Annotated in this window: 13 protein-coding genes and 1 pseudogene; 9 read left to right on the forward strand and 5 right to left on the reverse strand. The window is 62.4% G+C overall.

The genetic code is table 11. The features are described 5' to 3' along the window. The first annotated feature begins 432 nt into the window (after nt 1–432). The 5 genes from PFZ56_RS18235 to PFZ56_RS18255 are packed head-to-tail and all read left to right on the forward strand — an operon-like array spanning nt 433 to nt 5,152. Nucleotides 433–1,716 carry an alkaline phosphatase family protein gene (locus PFZ56_RS18235; RefSeq protein WP_170004915.1) on the forward strand — a complete coding sequence of 428 codons (1,284 nt, stop codon included), beginning with the start codon at nt 433–435 and terminating at the stop codon, nt 1,714–1,716. Then, complete coding sequence (locus tag PFZ56_RS18240; RefSeq protein ID WP_170004917.1) at nt 1,713–2,672, forward strand: transglutaminase domain-containing protein; 960 nt, start codon at nt 1,713–1,715, stop codon at nt 2,670–2,672. The genes PFZ56_RS18235 and PFZ56_RS18240 overlap by 4 nt, the downstream gene beginning before the upstream one ends. Nucleotides 2,673–2,695: 23 nt before the next feature. After that, nucleotides 2,696–3,439 (forward strand): SDR family NAD(P)-dependent oxidoreductase, encoded by a 744-nt coding sequence (locus PFZ56_RS18245; protein ID WP_170004919.1) that lies wholly within the window; start codon nt 2,696–2,698, stop codon nt 3,437–3,439. Beyond that, nucleotides 3,439–4,371 carry an ROK family protein gene (locus PFZ56_RS18250; RefSeq protein WP_102864356.1) on the forward strand — a complete coding sequence of 311 codons (933 nt, stop codon included), beginning with the start codon at nt 3,439–3,441 and terminating at the stop codon, nt 4,369–4,371. Before PFZ56_RS18245 ends, PFZ56_RS18250 begins: the two co-directional genes overlap by 1 nt. 55 nt (nt 4,372–4,426) lie before the next feature. Next, nucleotides 4,427–5,152, forward strand: a complete 726-nt coding sequence (locus tag PFZ56_RS18255; RefSeq protein WP_102879840.1) for a YitT family protein — start codon at nt 4,427–4,429, stop codon at nt 5,150–5,152. Between the two features lie 234 nt (nt 5,153–5,386). Here PFZ56_RS18255 and PFZ56_RS18260 read toward each other — a convergent pair whose 3' ends face one another. Then, the gene (locus PFZ56_RS18260) at nt 5,387–5,716 is read right to left on the reverse strand and encodes a hypothetical protein (RefSeq protein WP_016968704.1); all 330 of its coding nucleotides are present in this window, start codon (nt 5,714–5,716) and stop codon (nt 5,387–5,389) included. Nucleotides 5,717–6,284: 568 nt separating this feature from the next. Between PFZ56_RS18260 and PFZ56_RS18265 the strand changes: the two genes are divergently transcribed. Continuing rightward, a complete protein-coding gene (locus tag PFZ56_RS18265) occupies nt 6,285–8,645 on the forward strand; it encodes a DNA polymerase II (RefSeq protein WP_300240234.1) in 2,361 nt (786 codons plus the stop codon). A gap of 6 nt (nt 8,646–8,651) precedes the next feature. On the opposite strand, the gene PFZ56_RS18270 is transcribed toward PFZ56_RS18265, so the two are convergent. Then, nucleotides 8,652–8,948, reverse strand: coding sequence for a hypothetical protein (locus PFZ56_RS18270; protein WP_102879838.1), 297 nt, complete (start codon nt 8,946–8,948; stop codon nt 8,652–8,654). Nucleotides 8,949–9,230: 282 nt separating this feature from the next. Here PFZ56_RS18270 and PFZ56_RS18275 point away from each other — a divergent pair, with 282 nt between their 5' ends. Further along, the gene (locus tag PFZ56_RS18275; protein ID WP_222933760.1) at nt 9,231–10,682 is read left to right on the forward strand and encodes a serralysin family metalloprotease; all 1,452 of its coding nucleotides are present in this window, start codon (nt 9,231–9,233) and stop codon (nt 10,680–10,682) included. A 50-nt stretch (nt 10,683–10,732) separates the two neighbouring features. Here the strand turns inward: PFZ56_RS18275 and PFZ56_RS18280 are convergent, their stop codons facing one another. After that, nucleotides 10,733–11,467, reverse strand: coding sequence for a hypothetical protein (locus tag PFZ56_RS18280; RefSeq protein ID WP_170003089.1), 735 nt, complete (start codon nt 11,465–11,467; stop codon nt 10,733–10,735). An 85-nt stretch (nt 11,468–11,552) separates the two neighbouring features. On the opposite strand from PFZ56_RS18280, the pseudogene PFZ56_RS18285 reads away from it, so the two are divergent. Beyond that, nucleotides 11,553–11,645, forward strand: a pseudogene (locus PFZ56_RS18285) (DUF2599 domain-containing protein); the annotation flags it as partial. A 46-nt stretch (nt 11,646–11,691) separates the two neighbouring features. On the opposite strand, the gene PFZ56_RS18290 reads toward PFZ56_RS18285, so the two are convergent. Together PFZ56_RS18290 and PFZ56_RS18295 are read right to left on the reverse strand one after the other, a co-directional pair. Next, complete coding sequence (locus tag PFZ56_RS18290; RefSeq protein ID WP_170003087.1) at nt 11,692–13,314, reverse strand: MFS transporter; 1,623 nt, start codon at nt 13,312–13,314, stop codon at nt 11,692–11,694. 196 nt (nt 13,315–13,510) lie between these two features. Then, nucleotides 13,511–15,157: a GMC family oxidoreductase gene (locus tag PFZ56_RS18295; RefSeq protein ID WP_110653464.1), complete on the reverse strand. Its 1,647-nt coding sequence runs from the start codon at nt 15,155–15,157 to the stop codon at nt 13,511–13,513. 133 nt (nt 15,158–15,290) lie between these two features. Between PFZ56_RS18295 and PFZ56_RS18300 the strand changes: the two genes are divergently transcribed. Beyond that, a complete protein-coding gene (locus PFZ56_RS18300) occupies nt 15,291–16,184 on the forward strand; it encodes a LysR family transcriptional regulator (protein ID WP_170003085.1) in 894 nt (297 codons plus the stop codon). The last annotated feature ends 3 nt before the right edge of the window (nt 16,185–16,187 follow it).

Raw genomic sequence — 16,187 nt, forward strand, 5'->3', positions numbered from 1 at the left:
CCGTGAAGATAACATGGGATTAAAAGCTGGGTGCAAGGTTATTTTTAGTAATCCTTTGTAATATTGTGAAATACTCTCGGAGTTGCAGTTGTCGTGTCCGAATTAATCCCTGTGTTAAAAAATCGGAAATAGCTGATTTGTCCTGAAGCCCCCGTTCTGAATGGCTTTGAGGTGGGTTGGTGGCGGGCGTAGGCGCGCTTTATAAGAATAGCTGACGTCAAGGAAGTGTCGTTTCATATCTGGGAATTTATATGCAGCTCTCCTTTTTAAATAAAGGAGTGGTTTGTGTCTTTCTGCCTTTTATTCGCTTTCTTGACAGGGTGGTATTCGCGACATTGCAAAGGGATTGTCACTTTGCGGTCATGTCTAAGTGTTGGTTCGGTATTCACTAAGTTTGCCGGATTCAGGGATGATAAGAGGCTAATTGATATTATGAAGACATTGATTGTCATTGCCGAAGGGATGGACCCACTGGTACTGGAGTCCGAAGTTGCCAAAGGCCGGCTTCCATGGTTCTCGCAGCGCTTGGGCGCGCACTCTTATCGGCATTTGAATTGTGGGCCGGTGCCCTATGAGCCAAGCAACCTGGCGACCGCTTTCTCGGGGGTCAACCCGGGTCGGCACGGCTGCTTTTCCTACTGGAGCGCCCACAGCTCGGGGGAGATTCCGCGGATTCTCGAAACCACCGATGTCATGGCGCCCCGGCTTTGGGAGTGGCCGGAAATGGCCGGTCAGCGTTTTGCGGTGGTCAATGTGCAGCTCACCCATCCGCCGCGGCCGCTCAATGGCACGCTGATTACCTACCCGATGCACAACTCGATGAATACCAGCCACCCGCGCAGCCTGCTGCGCGACCTGAATGCCCAGGGGGTGCGCTACGCCCATGACGTTTCGCTGTTCTACACCGGGCAGCCCTTCGACGGGTTCGCAGCCCAGGCCTTCCGGATTGCCGAGCATCAGCTCGACAGCGCCATGGCGCTTGCGCAAGAGGCGGATGTGATGATCGTCAACCTGACCCTGGCCGATCGTCTGTCACATTTCATGTGGTACGAAATGCTTGAGTCCGAGCCCGCGCAGCGCCCGCAGATTCTGCGCGCTTATGACTTCATCGACCGTGCCTGCGAGCGTCTGCAGTCCCTGGCTCCAGAGTCGATGCTGGTGTTTTCCGAAATGGGCTTCGGCGAACTGGCGGGGTTCTTCTCCATCGATCAGCACTTGCGGGCCGCGGGCCTGCAAGTGCTCGACGAGCAGGGGCAGGTTGACCTCAAGCGCAGCGTCGCCCTGGAGACGGTGCAGGGTTCCCATGGGGTGATGTTGTGCGCCGACCTGTGCAATGAAGGGCACGCCAGCGCTGCTCAACGCCAGGCGGTGATGCAATGCCTGAGTGACATCCGCTTTGCCGATGGGCAGCCGGCGCTGGCCAGCGTCCGTGCCCGGGAGGAGGTGTACCAGGGGCCCCATACTCACCTGGCCCCGAGCCTGATCGTGACTCCGGCGGACCCCAAGCGCCCACCTTTGGGCGATCCGCGCTGGGCCAACCACGTGCGCCGCACCGCGCAGTCGGGATGGCATCGCGACTGCGGCTTCGTGCTGCTGGATGGGGCCAGGATCAAGGCCGCGCCGGGGCCCCTTCAACTGCAACAGATCGCCCCGACAATCGCCGGGCTGAGTGGTTGTCAGGCGGCTGCCCAATGTGAAATGACGAGCTTCGCATGACCAGCCTGGCGCTTGTTCGGCAGCCGTTGGCGCAAGCTGTTCTCGATAACCTGGCCAAGGTCGAGGATCACCATCGCCGGTTCAGCGTGGCGGCAGGGGAGGCGGGGCTCTATGGCTTTGTCGACAGTGACCTGCAGGCACTGAAGTCCATCGGCCTGGTGTCGCGTATTCAGGAGCACGACGAGTTCTTCGATCCTGACGATCTGTACAGCCTGTCCCTGCACCTGCGCTTGCCGTCGTTGCACAAACTGGCCATGCGCAGTTGGGCCACGGCGTTTCGCCAGTCCGATCGTCAGCGACAGGTTGAACTGGTGTATACGCTCAACGAGAAACAGCCGCCCCAGGGGCCGATCCAGGTGCTGACCGCCGCGGAGCGCCTGTGTGTGCTGGAGGCACCGCAGGGCGGTGACTTCTATCGCCAATGCCTAGTCATACCGGGCCAAATGCGGCTCCTGCCGAGTCCGTTTCGGGAGCTGATCGAAGAGGTCAGTGCCGGCATGCAGTTCTACATGCTGCATGACGGAGTTCGTTGGGACCTTGAATTCATGAGCCGGCACAAGCTGGCCGAATGCGGTGGCTTCTCGAAACTGCTGGTTGAGCGGGCCAAGGCACTCGGCTTGCCTGCCAGGCAGGTATTCGGCCTGCTGCTCAGTTCCCCCTATGCCACCGGCCATTACTGGGCCGAACTGCAGATCTGTGGTGAGTGGATTGCCGTGGACCCCTTGATGATCCGCCTGCTGTCACAGCAGGCGGGGCTTGTCTGTGATCAATGGCCGTTGCACAGGTCACCGCTGGGCGCGCTGTTGAGGCTGTGCGTTGTCGAATCCTACGACCACAACGGAGCTCCCTGCCTGAGCTGCTTCGAAGACAAGTACTTTCGCCAGCTTCCTGTGGCGACGGCAGGAACCACGCAGTACCGGGTGTCATACAGGGTAGCGGTTCAGCTGCCTGTTTAAATCGATTGCAGATAGGGAAAATCATGCTGGAACTGAATGGACGGGTGTGCCTTGTCACAGGGGCTTCAGGTGTGCTGGGCGCTGCGATATGTGAAGAGCTGGTCCGCGAAGGCGCTTGGGTCTTCGGGGTCTATCAACACAACATCGAGCGTATGCAAGCCCTGGTCGCCGAGACCGCGGAGCTGCCTGGCACACTGATTCCGGTCGCTTGCGACCTGACATGCGCAGAAGATACCTCAAGGATGCTGGCCACCCTGGCCGCTGACTCAAGGCCGATTCATGCCTTGGTGTGTTGTGCCGGGAAGATGTTGCGCAAGTCTGCCCTGCTCAGCAATCAACTCGATGGCGACCCGCTGTTCGAACTCAATGTCGAGGCCACGATCCGCCTGGTGCGTCAGGTTGTGCGGCCGATGCTGGGGCAGCGAGCCGGGCGCGTGGTGCTCCTGGGGTCACTGGCCGGCGAGAGCGGGATGCCCGGGCAAAGCCTTTATGCCGCGTCCAAGGCGGCGCTGCATGGTTACGCCCGATCACTGGCCTTTGAGGTCGGTGGGTTCGGCATCACCGTCAATGTGGTAGCTCCGGGGGCCGTGGCCGGACCACCGACCCATTACAGCGCCGCCGAGGAACAGCAGGTGTGCCAGCGTATTGGCCTGCGACGCTTGGGACGCCCCGAGGAAGTGGCGGCAGTGGTCGGCTTTCTCGCCTCGGCCCGGGCCTCCTATATCAACGGTGCGGTGATCGCGGTCGATGGCGGAGGGCGTTTCTGATGCATTGCGCAAGTATCGACCTGGGCGGCAGCAAGATGGCCCTTCACTTCAGCATCGCCGGACGCGTTGTGCAGCGTGAGCGCATCGAGATTCCGGCCGGTTGTGTTCCGCAAAGCATTCTTGAACAGGCGGTGGTCCTGTTGTGCCAGCAAATAGCGCTGTACGGCCCGATCAATTGCCTGGTGATTGCCAGCGCGCCGACGATCAATGCCGACGGCACAATCATTCGCTGGCCCAATCGACCCGACTGGGAAGGCCTGGCCATCGGCCCGGCTTTTCGCATCGAGGGGGTCGAACGGGTGATCTGGTGCGATGACGGAACGGCGGCGACTTTCGGCGATGCCACGGTCATGCGTGCCTCCAACCTGGTGCATTTTTCCCTGGGCACCGGGGTTGGTGGCGGCGTGGTCTATCAGGGCCGCATGTTGCCCGATCGCGAATTGGGACACCTGCTGGTCTGGCCCGGAGGAGCGCCCTGCAGTTGTGGACGGGCGGGTTGTCTGCAGGCCTATGCGTCGTTCCGTTCACTGGACAAGTTTGTCGCCTCGATGGGCTTTTCCGATGAGGCCACGCTTAACCACTGGCGCTTGCGGGCGGTACAGGCCCTGGCGCTGGCCACGGCCAACCTGGTGGAGCTGTTCCGGGTGGAGGTGATCTGCCTTGGCGGGGGCATGCTCGGACGCTTCCCGGAAATCCCCCATCAGGTGGGCATGCTGCTGCGCGAGCCGGGCTACCTGAAGCCCTCCTTGAATCCGCCCCTGGTGATGCATTCCCCCCAGGGCACCGAAGCCTCGGTGCTGGGCGGGTTGTATCTGGCCCAGGCCAGCCACGAAGTGCAGAACGAGATTTGCGAAGGTGGCATCGACAACTCCAGGGTCAGCATTCGCCATGTCAGCAACGGCATGAGTTTTATCTCCATGAGCTCGAGGTGAATGGGCGCATGGCAGGACACAACGGATGTATCCATTCTGAGAAAAGGCAAACGATATGATCAACGAACCAATCCACGAGCCCAAGGGCCTCAAGAAAGTCCTGGCCGCCTCTGTGCGTGCCTGGCTGACGCCGAGTCGGCTGGCGATGTACTTGATAGGCGTGATGATCTTTTCGCTGGGGGCACTGTTCTTTATTGTCAGCCGATTGGGCACCGATCCACTGGATGTGTTTGTCATCGCCTTGAACAATCATCTGCAGGTGGGACTGGGGGCTTGTTCTGCATTGTTCTCGGTGGGCTTGTTGCTCTGGTGGGCACTGTGGAACAGGCAGTGGCCGCCGATCAGTCCCTTTGTGACCACGACCCTGACCGGACTGTTCATCGATCTCTGGCTGTTTCTGGAGTTTGACGAGGTGTTGGCGGCGGCCCTGGGGCCTTATGTGCTGCTCGCCATTGGCTTGGGGTTGTGCGCTTATTCCTCGGCGCTGATCATCATGAGCGGGATCGGCATCCGGGTCATCGATTTACTGGTGATCAGCATGATGAACAAACTCGGTTGGTCCTTCACCCTGGCGAAGATGGTTCTGGAGATTTCGGTCTTTGTCCTCGGCTGGTTCATGGGCGGGCCATTCGGCATCGGCACCATCGCGTTTCTATTGATCATCGCGCCGATGATCAAGCCCTTCATGAACATGAACGAGCGTTACCTGCGCATGGGCAACTATGGGCTAAAGCGCCGCGATGTGTATTTCGTCCCTCCGGCGTCGCTCACTGGCAAGTAAGGCCGCTGTGCTCGAAGAGCATGCCCAGGTGCCGGATCGAATGCTCGAGAAACAGGCGCGTCAGGGAAGTTCCGAGCCACTTGTTGCAACGCTGTGGCAAGTCATGAGGGGAGTGAAAGTTGCTAGAGGTGGCTGCAACACGCAGAAGTTGGTAGTTGGTTATGTGCCGTGTTGCAGTTGTTCCAGGAAGAGGGTGGATCAACGGGTGTTCAACCCGTTGATCACACAAGGTACTCAACAAAACCGATCAATCACCCGAACTTCCGACTTGTCCCGCAGCGATTGCCATTCGGCTTTCAGGGTCTCCAGGACCCGACCGATGAAGTCTTTGTCGGCGGCGGCTTTCTTGCCGACGTAGCCCTGGCCGCGGCGGTACATCTTCAGGCGGGCCGCCAGTTCCTGGTTGTTCTGGTCGAACTCTGCTTCATGGCTATGGGGCGACAGGCAGTCGATATGCACTTGGCCCGACTTGGCAATCCACAGGATGTGGCTGTCGTGGCTGTCTTTCTGTGCGGCGAACATACGTGCCAATTCATCAATAGTGGGTTGATTATTAAGATTCATTTGTAGCCCCCTTGACCATTTATCGATCTATCTAAGTTGATTCGCTAATTCATCTTGCTACGTCGGTAAGTTGAACCCTGATACCGGAAACAGGGCGACAGAGGGTGTCTGTCGGATACAGATAAGGCCCAGAGCCTGATGCGTGTAGTTGCCTTGATTAACTGCTACGCAATAGCGTCACAACGAAGAGAAGCAGCGTAAACCTGGATGAAGCTGCCGACATTCCCACCATCGGCCACAAGCATCTTGAAGAGTTTTCGCCGGCTTCCCGTCTTGGTACTGGACGGTCAATGCCAGGTCAGTTTCATCAATCTGCCTTGTGGGCAGTACACATCCGGGTCACAGCTCGGCGGTCAGACGAGCTTGCTCATAACACCTTTGCCTCGTCCCCCGATCGGGGGGACGCCTGCATCATGCAAGGGCGAAATCCTCTCGTCAACGGTTTTGTAGTGAAAATTTTAAGGCACTACATATTGTCTGACAAAAGCCGAAAAGCCATCACCCAGGCCCCCCAATGCCGGTCAGGGCAGGTAGAATCGGCGCCTTGAAATGTTCTGAGGTTGCAGCGGTGGATGTACAACAAGGCTTCGTCCTGACCCGGCACTGGCGCGACACGCCGGCGGGCACGGAAGTCGAATTCTGGCTGGCCACCGATCAGGGGCCGCGCCGTATCCGCTTGCCGTTGCAAACGTCCGTGGCCTTCGTTCCGGCGGCCCAGCGGGCCCAGGCCGAGCGTTTGCTGGCCGACGACCCGGATGTCCAGCTGCGCCCCTTGCAGTTGCGGGACTTCCACCAGCGCCCGGTGCTGGGCATGTACTGCCCGCAGCACAATCAACTGATGCGCCTGGACAAGACCCTGCGCCGTGCCGGTGTCGAGGTGTTCGAGGGCGACGTTCGTCCGCCCGAGCGCTACCTGATGGAGCGTTTCATTACCGCGCCGGTGTCCTTTGGCGGCCAGCCAGGGCCCGACGGCCTGTTGCTTGAGGCGCAGATGAAGCCGGCGCCGGACTACCGCCCGACCCTCAAGCTGGTGTCCCTGGACATCGAAACCAGCGAGCGCGGTGAGTTGTACTCCATTGCGCTGGAGGGGTGTGGCCAGCGCCAGGTGTACATGCTCGGCAAGGCCCGGGAGGACGACAGCCCGGTGGACTTCGACCTGGAGTTCTGCGCCAGCCGCGAGCAGTTGCTGGAGAAACTCAACCAATGGCTGGCCGAGCACGACCCTGACGCAATCATCGGCTGGAACCTGGTGCAGTTCGACCTGCGGGTGCTTCACGAACATGCCCGGCGCCTGGCCGTGCCCCTGCGCCTGGGGCGTGGTGGCGAGGAAATGCAATGGCGCGAGCACGGCAGCCGCACCCATTACTTTGCCTCGGCCGCCGGGCGCTTGATCATCGACGGTATCGAGGCATTGCGTTCGGCGACCTGGAGTTTCCCGTCCTTCAGCCTGGAGAACGTGGCCCAGACGCTGCTGGGGGAGGGCAAGTCCATCGACAACCCGTACCAGCGCATGGACGAAATCAACCGCATGTTCGCCGAGGACAAGCCGGCCCTGGCCCGCTACAACCTCAAGGACTGCGAGCTGGTGACGCGGATCTTCGCCAAGACCGAGCTGCTGACCTTTCTCCTGGAGCGGGCCACGGTCACCGGCCTGCCCGCCGACCGCAGCGGTGGCTCGGTGGCGGCCTTCACTCACCTGTACATGCCGCTGATGCATCGCCAGGGCTTTGTCGCGCCCAATCTCGGTGAGCTGCCGCCCCAGGCCAGCCCCGGTGGTTTTGTCATGGATTCGCGGCCCGGGTTCTACGAGTCGGTGCTGGTGCTGGACTACAAGAGCCTGTACCCCTCGATCATCCGCAGTTTCCTGATCGACCCGGTGGGGCTGGTGGAGGGCCTGCGTCAACCGGATGACCAGCACTCGGTGGCAGGCTTTCGCGGCGCGCGCTTCTCCCGTACCCGACATTGCCTGCCCTCGATCGTGACCCGGGTCGCCGAGGGCCGCGAAGTGGCCAAGCGCGAGCACAACGCGCCATTGTCCCAGGCCCTGAAGATCATCATGAACGCCTTCTACGGCGTGCTCGGCTCCAGCGGCTGCCGCTTCTTCGATCCACGCCTGGCGTCATCCATCACCTTGCGTGGCCACGAGATCATGGCCCGTACCCGGCAGTTGATCGAAGCCCAGGGCCATCAAGTGATCTATGGCGATACCGACTCCACCTTCGTCTGGCTCGGCAGCCTGCATGACGAGGAGCAGGCGGCGCTGATCGGCCGCGGCCTGGTGGCCCACGTCAACCAGTGGTGGCGCGAGCATCTGCAGCAAGAGTACGGCCTGGAAAGCGCCCTGGAGTTGCAGTTTGAAACCCACTACAAACGCTTTCTGATGCCCACCATCCGCGGTGCCGAGGAGGGCAGCAAGAAGCGTTACGCCGGGCTGGTGCAGCGCGCCGATGGCAGCCAGGAGATGGTCTACAAGGGCCTGGAGACCGTGCGCACCGACTGGTCGCCCCTGGCCCGGGAATTCCAGCAGGAGCTGTACCAGCGCATCTTCCACCGCCAGCCCTACCAGGACTATGTGCGCGACTACGTGCAACGCACCCTGGCCGGGCAACTGGACGATTTGCTGATCTACCGCAAGCGCCTGCGCCGTCCCCTGGACGACTACGAGCGCAACGTGCCACCCCATGTGCGCGCGGCGCGCCTGGCGGACGAGTACAACCGCGAGCAGGGCCGGCCCCTGCAGTACCAGAACGGTGGCTGGATCAGCTACGTGATCACCCTGGCCGGCCCCGAGCCCCTGGAAAACCGCCGCGCGGCCATCGACTACGAGCACTACCTGACCCGGCAACTGCAGCCGGTGGCAGACGCCATCCTGCCGTTCGTGCAGGACGACTTCAGCACCCTGGTGGGCGGGCAGATGGGCCTGTTCTGAGGCGCCTCAGTCGTCCACGGCTTCGCACAGGCCACTGGCACCGTGTTTGTCGCTGTACTTCACGCTCACTGAGTCGTCGTCCTCGACGCTGATGGTCAGGTTCGTTTCCGGCGTCTTGACCTGGAAATGCCGGTCATCCACAGCGCGGCTCTTGACCACTTTGCCGTTGATGTAAATCGGACCGCCCTGGTCGGCGCTGACGGCCAGATTGCCGGGGCAGGAGACGTTGAACAGCGGTACAGCTTCGGCGTGGGCGGCGCCGGTGAACATCATCAAAGTGCCCAGCAGCAGGATTTTGCGCATCGCGGACTCCTCGTGGAACAGCCTGGAGGCAGAGGCCTGAGCGGCCCTTTGCAACCCCGGATGGGGGCTTAGCCTATCGGCTGCCAGAGCTGTGCGCGAGTGGAATATTTACCCCGGGGCAGAGCGGTTTTCGGGCTTTTGTCGGACAAAAAAAACCGTGGACTCGCCGTTGACGACTGTGTCAGGTTTCCAGGGCCTCAATGGGCGAGTGATAGGACGATCTCGCAGGCGGGGTCGTGGCTGTTCTATCGGAAATTTTTTGTCTGGAACAAGGACGTAACAATGTCAAACGCACTATCCAAAGCACTTCCTGAAACCATCGGTTACGGGATCGACCCGCTCGCAGCGGGCAGTAATGCCTACCAGCAGGTCCACGCCTTCAGCCATCTGTATGACCGGGGCGGCAGCGAACTGGTGAACGGCAAGCCATCGTTCACCGCCGACCAGGCCGCCGACTCGATCCTGCGCAAGGGCCTGTCCTGGCACGACCAGAATGGCGACGGCAAGATCGACCTGAGCTACAGCTTCCTCACTGACAAACCGGCCAACTACAACCCGGCCCTGGGCAGTTTCAGCGAGTTCAGCGCGCTGCAGAAGGCTCAGGCCTTCCTGGCCCTGCAGTCCTGGTCGGACGTGGCCAACATCACCTTCAGCGAGTCCGCCAAGGGCGGTGACGGCCACCTGAGCTTCGGCAACTACAACGTCAGCACCGGCGGCGCGGCCTTCGCCTACCTGCCGTCCGGCAGCAGCTATGACGGCCAGTCCTGGTACCTGATCAACGACCAGTACCGGGTCAACGAAACTCCGGGCAATGGCAACTATGGTCGCCAGACCCTGACCCACGAGATCGGCCACAGCCTGGGCCTGTCCCATCCGGGTGTATACAACGCCGGCAGCGGCAGCCCGACCTACAACGACGTCACCTACGCCCAGGACACCCGCGGCTACAGCCTGATGAGCTACTGGAGCGAGAGCCACACCGGGCAGAACTTCAGCAAGGACGGCGGCGGTGCCTACGCCTCGGCGCCGTTGCTGGACGATATCGTCGCGGTGCAGAAGCTCTATGGCGCCAACCACGAGACCCGTGCCGACAACACGGTCTATGGCTTCAACTCCAACACCGAGCGGGATTTCTACAGCGCCCATAGCGCCTCCGACAAGCTGGTGTTCGCGGTCTGGGACGGTGGCGGCAACGATACCCTGGACTTCTCCGGCTTCACCCAGAACCAGAAAATCAACCTCAACGAGGGTGGTTTCTCCGATGTCGGCGGCCTGGTGGGCAACGTCTCCATCGCCCATGGCGTGACCGTGGAAAACGCCATCGGCGGCTCCGGTAATGACCTGCTGATCGGCAACGCTGCGGCAAACATCCTCGAAGGCGGTGCCGGCAACGACATCCTCTACGGCGGTGGCGGCGGCGATAGCCTGTGGGGTGGGGCGGGGGCCGACACCTTCGTCTACGGCGCGGCTGCGGATTCGACCTTCGACGCCCCGGACTGGATCATGGATTTCGCCAGTGGCGAGGACAAGATCGACCTCAGCGGCCTGTTTGCCTCCACCGGCGCCACCCTGAACTTCGTCAGCGGCTTCACTGGCCACGCCGGCGATGCGATCCTCACCTACTTCGCCGAGACCAACCAGACCAGCCTGATGATCGACCTGACCGGCCATGGCGCGGTGGACTTCGCCGTGGGCACCGTGGGCCAGGCGGCCGTCACCGACATCATCGCCTGATCAACGCTGTGTGACGGGAGCGGCGCCAAGGCGCCGCTCTTCACTGAACGTCAGTCACCACCCCCGCCGCCGCAACCGCCACCCCCACAACCGCTGCCATCGCTGCCGCCACTGTCTGCGTCGCCGCTCAAACGCGAGTTGTCGCTGTCAGAGCTGCTGCTGGAGGAATCGCTGTCGAAGGAGCTGCTGTGCAGGTCGCTGCCGCAGTGCACCACCGCGGCCGTGCTGCCGTTATCCGTCAGGCGCCGCAGGGATTGGCAGTCAGCGACGTAGTGAAAGCCCCGGGCGATCTTCAGCTTGGCATCCAGGGCGAACAGCAGCGGCAGGCGGCTGGGTTGGGCCGGGTTGATGTTTTCTTCCAGGCAGGCCTGGCGCCAGACCCGGCGCAGGCCGTTGTCGCTCTTTTGCTCGGCATTCTGGCCGAGCACCGCAGCGGGGGTGTGATGGAGGAACTGGCCGAAGGCCTTGTTGCAGAACGCCTGGTAGTCCCGGGTATGCAGGATGAATTCATGCCACAGGTCGTCCACCACCTGGGACGGCATCGACACGTAGCGCTGGCCGCTTTTGAGGTAGGCGAGGAAAAATTGGCGCAGGCCCTGGGCCACCAGTTGGCAGTCCTTGAGGCTCAGGTGTGGATGCTGGGTGCGCAGCGGCTCGAACAGCCGCGGTGGCAAGGTGAAGTTGCGGATATAGGCTTCCCGGCGCAACGCAGTGAGGGCTTTCTGACGGCGCCAGAACACCAGGATCAAGGCCAGGGCCATCACTGCGGGAAGGATCAACAGCATGCTCGGTCTCCGCCGGAAAAAGTGCCGAGACAGTGGCGCAAAGCAGCGCGTTATTCAAGCCGTCCCATCGATGCCGCCCTTGACGATCGCCGGCAACCCGCCCGAGTGGAACCTGGAACCGTCGCAGTCCAGCACCTCTAACCAAGACACCATCGCCAGCGGCTGCAACAACACCTGACAGCCGCCGGCTCCTACGCAATCCTGCTCGCCCGTGAACGGCCCCGTCAGACGTGGTCGATATCGATATCCCGGGTCTCACGCAAACACAGCAAGCCCACCACCAGGCTGACCCCGGTAATCAGCACCGGGTACCACAGGCCATAGAAGATATCGCCGGTGTACACCACCAGGGCAAAGGACACGGTGGGCAGGAAGCCGCCAAACCAGCCGTTGCCAATGTGGTAGGGCAGGGACATCGAGGTGTAGCGGATACGGGTCGGGAACAGCTCCACCATCAGCGCTGCCAGCGGGCCGTAGCACATGGCGGCAATCAGGATCAGCGCCACGATCAACAGCACCACCATGGGCTTGTTGACGTTCTGGGTGTCTGCCTGCTGCGGATAGCCGGCCAGGGTCACCGCGCCACGCAGCGCCGCTTCGTCGAAGCCGTTGATCGTCACGTCACCGACGCTGACCTGCACCGGGCTGCCGGCCGGGGCGGCGACGCTGCTGTAGGGCAGGCCCTGTTTCACCAGGAAGGTCTTGACCTTGTCGCAGGGGCTGTCGAAGCGCGCCTTGCCCACTGGGTCGAACTGGAAGGTACAGGTGGCCGGGTCGGCGCTGACGCTGATGGGCGCCTGGCGGCTGGCCTGGTCGATGGCCGGGTTGGCGTAATGGGCCAGGGCCTTGAAGATCGGGAAATACAGCACGGTGGCCAGCAGCAGGCCGAGCATCAGCACCGGCTTGCGGCCGATCTTGTCCGAGAGCCAGCCGAAGAAGATGAACATCGGCGCACCGATCACCACGCTGATGATCAGCAGGCTGTTGGCCAGGGCCGGGTCCATCTTGAGGAACTGGGTGAGGAAGAACAAAACGTAGAACTGCGCGGCGTAGAAGGTCACCGCTTGCCCGGCGTTGATGCTGAACAGGGCGATCAGCACCACCTTGAGATTCTCCCATTTGCCGAAGGACTCGCGGATCGGCGCCTTGCTGGCGCGGCCTTCTTCTTTCATTTTCAGGAAGGCCGGCGACTCGTGCAGGCTCATGCGGATCCAGGTGGAGATGCCCAGCAGGACGATGGACAGCAGGAACGGCAGGCGCCAGCCCCAGACCTCGAATTGATCGCCGGTGAAATAGCGGCAAGCCAGTACCACCAGCAGCGACAGCAGCAGGCCGAGGGTTGCGGTGGACTGGATCCAGCTGGTGTGCAAACCGCGCTTGCCCTGGGGCGCGTGCTCGGCCACATAGGTGGCGGCACCGCCGTATTCACCGCCCAGGGCCAGGCCCTGGAGCATGCGCAGGGCCACCAGGATGATCGGTGCGGCGATGCCGATGCTGGCGTAGTTGGGCAGCAGGCCCACGGCGAAAGTCGCCACTCCCATGAGGACGATGGTGGCGAGGAAGGTGTACTTGCGGCCGATCATGTCCCCCAGGCGACCGAACACCAGGGCGCCGAAGGGGCGCACCACGAAGCCGGCGGCAAAGGCCATGAGGGCGAAGATGAACGCCGTGGTGTCGTTGACCCCGGCGAAGAACTGCTTGCTGATCACCGCCGCCAGGGCGCCATAGAGAAAGAAGTCATACCACTCGAACACCGTGCCGAGTGACGAGGCGAAGATCACCTTCTGACTGCCCTTGGCGGCGCAGTCGTCCAGGGACGCATTGAGAGGCTGAGCGTGTTCTGACATAGGGGGCTTCCTTACAGTGATTATTGTTGTTGTTCCACTGCCGGCGCCGTGACCGACGCCGTTGTTGCGATTCACCGCGACCGTGCGATGAACCTTCGTTTACCTCCCGAGCGTAGGAGCTGGCCTGCCAGCGAAGAGGCCCTTGAGCCAGGTGCCGGCCTTGGAGGCGCCTTCGCCGGCAAGCCGGCTCCTGCACTCATGCCGGGGTGGTGTTCTCCTTGTGCTGGACGGTACTCCTGGGGACGCTGGCGAGAATCAGTTCGGCAGCCTTCTCGGCGATCATCAGCGTCGGCGAGCAGGTGTTGCCGGAGGTGATGCGCGGCATGATCGAGGCATCGGCAATCCGCAGTCCGGGAATGCCGTGCACCCGCAGTTGCGCGTCGACGACGGCGTGGGCGTCGCTGCCCATGCGACAGGTGCCCACCGGATGAAAGATGGTGGTGCCGATGCGCGCCGCCGCTTCATGCAGTTGTTCCTCACTCTGCAGCTGCGGCCCGGGCAGGTATTCGCTGGGTTTGAACGGCTGCAGGGCCGGGGCACCGACAATGCGCCGGGTCAGGCGGATGGCATCGGCGGCGACGCGCAGATCCTCCGGATGGCTCAGGTAATTGGGCTGGATCAGCGGTGCATCCCCGGGTTCCACGGAGCGTATCTCTATCCGGCCGCGGCTTTGCGGACGCAGGTCGCAGACCGAGGCGGTGAAGGCCGGGAAGCTGTGCAGGGGCTCACCGAAGCGCTCCAGGGACAGCGGCTGCACGTGGTATTCGAGGTTGGCGCTGGTCTGCTCCGGTCCCGAGCGGGCAAAGGCGCCCAATTGGCTCGGGGCCATGGACAGCGGGCCGCTGCGGTCATACAGGTAGCGCAGGCCCATGCCCATCTTGCCCCACAGGCTGCCGGCGATCTGGTTCAGGGTGCGAGCGTTTTCCAGCTTGTAGATCAGGCGCAACTGCAGGTGATCCTGGAGGTTGCCGCCGACCCCAGGCAGGTCATGGCTGACCCCGATCCCCAGCCGCTGCAGCAGCGCGCTCGGACCAATCCCGGAGCGCTGCAGAATACTTGGCGAGCCGACGGAACCGGCGCACAGAATGATCTCCCGGCGGGCCTTGAACGTCTGCTGGCGGCCCTGGCTGATGGCCCGTACTGCGGTGGCGCGGCCGTCCTCGAGTATCAGCCGCTGCACCTCGACATCGGTCAGCACCACCAGGTTGGAGCGGTTGGCGATGGGCTTGAGAAAAGCCTTGGCGGCGTTCCAGCGCACCCCGGCCTTCTGGTTGACCTGGAAGTAGCCGCAGCCTTCGTTGTCGCCGCCATTGAAGTCGTCGATGTTGCGGATGCCGCTCTGCTGCGCAGCCGTGCGGAAGGCATCGAGGATCGGCCATGACAGGCGCTGGCGCTCGACCCGCCATTCACCGGCGGCGCCGTGCAACTCGCTGCCCCCGGCAAAGTGGTTTTCGCTTTTCTTGAACAGCGGCAGGACCTCGTTCCAGCTCCAGCCCGGGTTGCCTTCAGCGGCCCAACCGTCGTAGTCGGCGGCCTGGCCGCGCATGTAGATCATGCCGTTGATCGAGGAGCAGCCGCCCAGCACCTTGCCCCGCGGGTAGCTCAGGCTGCGACCTTGCAGGCCCGGTTCGGCTTCGGTCTTGAAGCACCAGTCAGTGCGCGGGTTGCCGATGCAGAACAAGTAGCCCACGGGAATGTGGATCCAGGGGTAGTTGTCGCGGCCGCCGGCTTCCAGCAGCAGCACCCGGTGCTGGGGATTGGCCGACAAGCGATTGGCCAGCAGACAGCCGGCGGGACCGGCGCCGACCACGATGTAGTCGTAGGCGTCAAAGGCAGGGAGCATCCGTGACCTCTTTTCTTCGTTCTTGTTTTGCCCTCATCCTAGTTGTTAGCTTTCGTTAAAAGAATGTTAGTTTTTACCCACCTGCTGTGCGTTTTCTAACAGCGTCCCTCTTCGACATCGACCAGGATTTTCCATGTTCGACTGGAACGATCTGCGCTACTTCCTCGAGCTGCAACGCAGCGGGCGCCTGCTCACCGCGGCCCGGCGACTGAACACCACCCACGCCACGGTGGCCCGGCATATCGAGGCGGTGGAGAAGGCCCTGGGCACCGCGCTGTTCGTCCAACATGCCCAGGGCTACGAGCTGACCCCGGCCGGCGAGGCGCTGCTCAAGCACGCCGAGGCCATGGAAAACGTCGCTTTGCTGGTGCAGGAAGAAATCACCCAGTCCAGTGCGCCCCTGGGCAAGATCCGCGTCGGCGTCACCGAAGGCCTGGGGGTGAAGTTCCTGGCCAGCCGCATGTATGGCCTGTTCGAACGTTATCCGGGGTTGGAAGTGGAGCTGGTGGCGGTGCCGCGCTTTGTCAGCATTCTCAATCGCGAGGCGGAGATCAGCATTCACCTGGAGCGCCCCAATGCCGACATGCTGGTGACCCGCAAACTCACCGACTACCGCCTGGCCCTGTACGCCAGCCAGGCCTACCTGGACCGCGCGCCGCCCCTGCGCAGCCGCGAGGACCTGGGGCGCCACGCCTGGATCGGTTATGTCGACGACCTCTTGTTCAGCCAGGAACTGATGTTCCTCAACAGCTTTTGCCGCAACCCCCAGGTGGTGTTCCACAGCACCAGTGTCATCGCCCAGCAGGAAGCGGCCCGCTCCGGTCTGGGGATCGCCGTGCTGCCGTGCTACATGGCCGCCGCCGACCCGCAACTGGTGCCGTTGCTACCGGCCGAGAGCATCCAGCGCGCCTACTGGATCAGCACCCGCCGCGAGCTGCACAAATCGGTGCGGTTGCGGGTGGTCTGGGACTATCTGGTGCAGCTGTGCGCGGCGCAGCAGCAGGTGTTGCTGGGGCCCGAGATCTAGCCT

Source organism: Pseudomonas danubii, from assembly GCF_042980055.1.
Lineage (GTDB): Bacteria > Pseudomonadota > Gammaproteobacteria > Pseudomonadales > Pseudomonadaceae > Aquipseudomonas > Aquipseudomonas danubii.

What these genes read in the sequence shown, in the direction of transcription:
- PFZ56_RS18235 (WP_170004915.1), top strand. Translation starts at nt 433, where the DNA reads ATGAAGACATTGATTGTCATTGCCGAAGGGATGGACCCACTGGTACTG.
- PFZ56_RS18240 (WP_170004917.1), top strand. Translation starts at nt 1,713, where the DNA reads ATGACCAGCCTGGCGCTTGTTCGGCAGCCGTTGGCGCAAGCTGTTCTC.
- PFZ56_RS18245 (WP_170004919.1), top strand. Translation starts at nt 2,696, where the DNA reads ATGCTGGAACTGAATGGACGGGTGTGCCTTGTCACAGGGGCTTCAGGT.
- PFZ56_RS18250 (WP_102864356.1), top strand. Translation starts at nt 3,439, where the DNA reads ATGCATTGCGCAAGTATCGACCTGGGCGGCAGCAAGATGGCCCTTCAC.
- PFZ56_RS18255 (WP_102879840.1), top strand. Translation starts at nt 4,427, where the DNA reads ATGATCAACGAACCAATCCACGAGCCCAAGGGCCTCAAGAAAGTCCTG.
- PFZ56_RS18260 (WP_016968704.1), bottom strand. Translation starts at nt 5,716, where the DNA reads ATGAATCTTAATAATCAACCCACTATTGATGAATTGGCACGTATGTTC.
- PFZ56_RS18270 (WP_102879838.1), bottom strand. Translation starts at nt 8,948, where the DNA reads ATGCGCAAAATCCTGCTGCTGGGCACTTTGATGATGTTCACCGGCGCC.
- PFZ56_RS18275 (WP_222933760.1), top strand. Translation starts at nt 9,231, where the DNA reads ATGTCAAACGCACTATCCAAAGCACTTCCTGAAACCATCGGTTACGGG.
- PFZ56_RS18280 (WP_170003089.1), bottom strand. Translation starts at nt 11,467, where the DNA reads ATGCTGTTGATCCTTCCCGCAGTGATGGCCCTGGCCTTGATCCTGGTG.
- PFZ56_RS18290 (WP_170003087.1), bottom strand. Translation starts at nt 13,314, where the DNA reads ATGTCAGAACACGCTCAGCCTCTCAATGCGTCCCTGGACGACTGCGCC.
- PFZ56_RS18295 (WP_110653464.1), bottom strand. Translation starts at nt 15,157, where the DNA reads ATGCTCCCTGCCTTTGACGCCTACGACTACATCGTGGTCGGCGCCGGT.
- PFZ56_RS18300 (WP_170003085.1), top strand. Translation starts at nt 15,291, where the DNA reads ATGTTCGACTGGAACGATCTGCGCTACTTCCTCGAGCTGCAACGCAGC.